This is a genomic window from Planctomycetota bacterium (assembly GCA_016207825.1).
Taxonomy (GTDB): Bacteria; Planctomycetota; MHYJ01; order JACQXL01; family JACQZI01; genus JACQZI01.
On the sequence record JACQZI010000037.1, the window covers coordinates 48,638 to 53,034 of the forward strand.

Below are 4,397 nucleotides of genomic sequence, written 5' to 3' on the forward strand. Positions count from 1 at the left end.
GCAAGTTAGTTGTTTTTGTAAAAGGGGAAGCGGAATAACGGCTCCGTTTCCCCTTTTTGTTTCATATCCCTTGTTTCAAATATATTCTGAACTTGACAAGCAATCTTTTTTCCTGTATAACCAATATCATGAAAACCGGAAAAAGATTATCCGATTATCTGGAACGGATAAAAGCCTCGAATACACGGCGTGATTATCGGATATCCCAACGGATAGGCGAATGGTGTCTGAAAAATATTGCTCACCTCACCGGTTCTCCCAACGAAAAATACCTCTTGTATTACCGTTTGGGGTATGCTTATTACCAATTAATGGATTACTCCCGTTCGATTGATTCCTTTTATAAAGCCACACTTGTCGCCGTTAAAGACCATTTACCGCCGGTGGAATTATTTGATGCTTCCTTAATACTGGGTCATAGTTTTATTGGTATCCGTGCCACCGGGCAGGCGCTTCGGCAATTCCAGAAAGCCGAGCGGTATTACCGGACATATCAATATCAATTCGGCACCACCAAACAATCAGAATATTTCAGCCTTTTTCTCGGGCAGGCTTATTGCTTTTTACTCCAAAATGACCTGTCGGTCGTCTGGGAGATTCTGGAGAGAAAGTTATCTCCCATTTTGTCATCGGTTAGTAATAAGGGATTTCTGATTGATTATTACCATCTTAAAGGGGAATATGAAGTCGCCAATAAACAGTATGCCCCGGCGCGGCAGTCTTTTCAGCAGGTTGTTGCCTTAAGCGACGAGCTTCATCTCGAGCGCAGTGGCCTGGAAGCCCAAATCCATCTGGCAATGATTGACTTAGTCGCCGGCCAATTAGAAACAGCTTGGGTCTTATTATCCCGGATTAACCGAACCGCCCGGGCGCTTAAATTTGATGATATGACCTGTGAATCCATCCTGCTTTTAGGCAAGTACTATTTATTAGAAGACCAGCCGACACACGCCGCGAGGTTAGAAAAGCAAATAAAACCACTCTTAAAGAAAGTGGATATTGTCTGGTTATACGAAAAGATCAGAGAATTTGATGAGTTTTATTGGAAATTGAAACTTCCTGAGAAAAATAATACGCCGTCCATCCCGAAAATTATTACTCAAACTATCAATCAGCATTACGTTACCTCCGCCGGTAAAGATATGGTTATCGGTAATTCTGCGGCGATGAGAGAAACATGGCAATTAGTTGAGAAAATTGCCCTGACAGATTTACCGGTATTAATTCAGGGGGAAACCGGAACAGGCAAAGAACTTATTGCCAATGCTATACATGCAAATAGCCAACGTGTAAATAAAACCTACCTTCCTTTTAATTGCGGAGCGTTTCCAGAAACACTTATAGAAAGCACACTTTTCGGCCATGCCAAAGGCGCTTTTACCGGGGCAACCGAAGAGAAAAAAGGCTATATTGAACTCGCTTCAGGCGGCACACTTTTTATAGATGAAATTGGTAATATGTCTCCGTCTATGCAGCAAAAATTACTTCGGGTTATGGAAGAAAAACTTCTCTGGAAAGTGGGCGGACAAAAACCTATTCCGGTTGATACCCGCTTTATCTTCGCCAGCAATCAGGATATTGAGCAGATGGTCAAAAACAAATTATTCCGTGAAGACTTATTCTATCGTATCAATACTATTGTGATTAACTTACCGCCCTTGCGCGACCGTAAAGATGACATCCTTCTACTAACCCAGCGCTTCCTCGCTAAATATAGGTCTCTTAAAACTAACAACCAACAACTAACTACTAACAACTTAAATATTTCTCCCAGCGCTTTAGCGCTTCTGGTTGCTTATTCATGGCCTGGGAATGTAAGAGAGCTTGAAAACGAGATAAAACGTATTTGTGTTTTATACCCTGATGCTAAAACAATTACAGAAACAATGCTTTCTGAAACAATCAGAACTTATCGGGGGACAACCTCGTTTAGTTGCTCTGGCCGAATACTCAAAGACGCAACCCGTGATTTCCAGAAGAGGTTTATCCAAAATGCCATCCAAAAACACCCGGCTAACCTTACGGTGGTCGCCCGGGAATTGGGGCTTACCCGTTGGGGATTCTATAAGAAAATGAGGGAGCTCAAAATCTCTACGGACCGGAGAGAAAGTGGACAAAAATAGACATCTGTCAACTTTAGTTGTCACTTGCTATCAAAACTCTGCCCCGCCTAATTTAATTACCTTGTCCTAACCACTTACTCCGCATAAAGTTATACGATTTTATCCATTCCGCGATAATAACCATGCCTTGGCACGTTATTTGCTATACATTGAAATACAGATATTAACCGCTAAGGCGCAAAAGAGGATGAAAATTATATGAAAATCAGGAAATTGGTCATTGGGATTTGCTCATTGGTCATTGTTTGGTCATTGCTCATTGGTCATTGGAATTTCGCTTACAGCGATTCCTGGTCCGAAACCACCTTCACATCCGGCACTTTTAACAGCACTATGACTTCTACAGGCGGCAGCGATGTAACTCTTTTGGTGTCTATTGATACCGGTAATGGCGCGGATGGAGCGTTGAATGTTTCAGCCGCGGATTTTAACATCAATACCCAGACCCAGCAGGCCGGCCGGGCAGGTATCGCCGATGCGGTTAATTTCTCCGCTGATGCCTCAAACGGCGTGATAAATAACGCGGATAGCTCTGTTATATTATCAGCCGTTCCAAACGGTTTGGCTATCAATGATGAAATCCTGATTATTAACCTCAAAGGAACTTCCGGTGATTATACGAATGTGGGTAATTACGAGACTAAAAAAATCTCCGCGATAAATGCCAACACGATTACATTTACCCAGCCTGTCTCCAATACCTACGGCGATGCCGCAACCCAGAAAATAATGGTTCAACGGGTGCCGAATTATACGGATGTCACCGTGGCTACAGGGCGTGTCTTAAATGCTAACGGTTGGGATGGAACTAAAGGAGGGGCATTGTTTTTCCGGGCGACCGGAACAGTCACCGTTACCGGTTCAATCAGCGTGAATGCCAAAGGGTTTATTGGCGGTGTGGCTGAAGCAGGCAGTTATAAAGGCGGCTATGGCGGCGAAACCTATAATGGCCAAGGCGGGAAAGGCGGAAATAGCGGGGTTGACGGCTCTTCACTCCAGGGAGGAGGCGGCGGTGGCGGGCTAACTCGCTTGGGCGCTGGGGGAACCGTTGGCAGTGGCGGTGGCGGCGGCGGTTATGGATCTTCAGGCGGATTTACTTACGGCGGTGGCGCTGGAGGCGGTGGTTACGGAACTGCCGGTAATTATGGCCAAGGATACAATAATGGCGCTTCTGGAAATACCGGCCAATACGCCTCGGGAGGAGGAGGAGGAAACGCCGGCCCTGCTGGCTCTAATGGCGGCGGCGGCGGCGGTGCCGGAACTGTTGGGACATCAGACCTGTCAAAATTATATTTGGGCAGTGCCGGTGGCGCGGGAGGGGATAAGGATACTATAAAGGGAGGAACAGGCGGTAACGGCGGAGGAATAATATTTATTAAAGCCGCCAATATAATTATTAGCGGATCTGTTCAATCCAAAGGAGGGGCTGGCAATAATGGAGTAAGCTATTCCGGTGGTGGCGGCGGAGGAAGCGGCGGCTCAATTTATCTAACAGCTGCTACTGTTACGATAGGCGCATCGCTGGTCGCGGCAACAGGAGGCGCCGGAGGAACATCCGCATATAATGGCGGCGCCGGCGGTGCGGGCCGGATTCGGATAGATTATATTTCTCTTTCAGGCAGTTCTAACCCGGCCGCTTCCGCTAATTTCATTCTATACCCGTCCCCGGGCACTTATATCTCCGGCGCGATTCAGCCTGCCGGCGTTTCTTACTGGGGATTCGTTACTTATACCAAAACCACCCCGGCCAATACCATCTTAACCGTTGACGTCTTGAGTTCTTCCAATAATTCCCTGTTAGTGGCGAATGTTCCTGCTGGCACAGATCTTATGGCGGCTTATCCGGCGACATTTGACAATATTACCGGTATTAAACTAAGAGGTAATTTCTCAACTTCCGATGGTCTCAATACCCCGCTCCTTTCCGATTGGGGGATGGAATATGTTAGAGGGACGGCTGTTACCACCACCAACTGGACGAGTTTGACTCAGGCTGATCGGGCGGTTCAGATGGGACAATCCGTTGCTTATGTAAAGTTTGAAATGAAAACTATTTCTGGTGCGGCTTTATGGAAAAGATTCCGTATAGATAAAGGTTTAAAGACATATACCAACATCGCCTGCCCGGATTCAAAGATAGAAGTCCAGGTCTGGTGCGATACGAATACTAACGGCTTCTGGGACGCAGGTGATACTTTTATCAGCAAAGGTAATTTTACCAACGGCACGTGTTACCTCAACATGAACCGCTGGCAGGTAACAACCACTCCCAAG

At 46.1% G+C, this 4,397-nt stretch carries 2 protein-coding genes; both read left to right on the top strand.

Annotation, left to right across the window (positions count from 1 at the left end; genetic code table 11):
- The first annotated feature begins 128 nt into the window (after positions 1-128).
- Positions 129-2,123, top strand: a complete 1,995-nt coding sequence (locus HY811_11510; GenBank protein ID MBI4835427.1) for a sigma 54-interacting transcriptional regulator — start codon at positions 129-131, stop codon at positions 2,121-2,123.
- Positions 2,124-2,321: 198 nt separating this feature from the next.
- Positions 2,322-4,397, top strand: a 2,076-nt coding sequence (locus HY811_11515) for a hypothetical protein (protein MBI4835428.1), incomplete at its 3' end; no start/stop codon positions are given.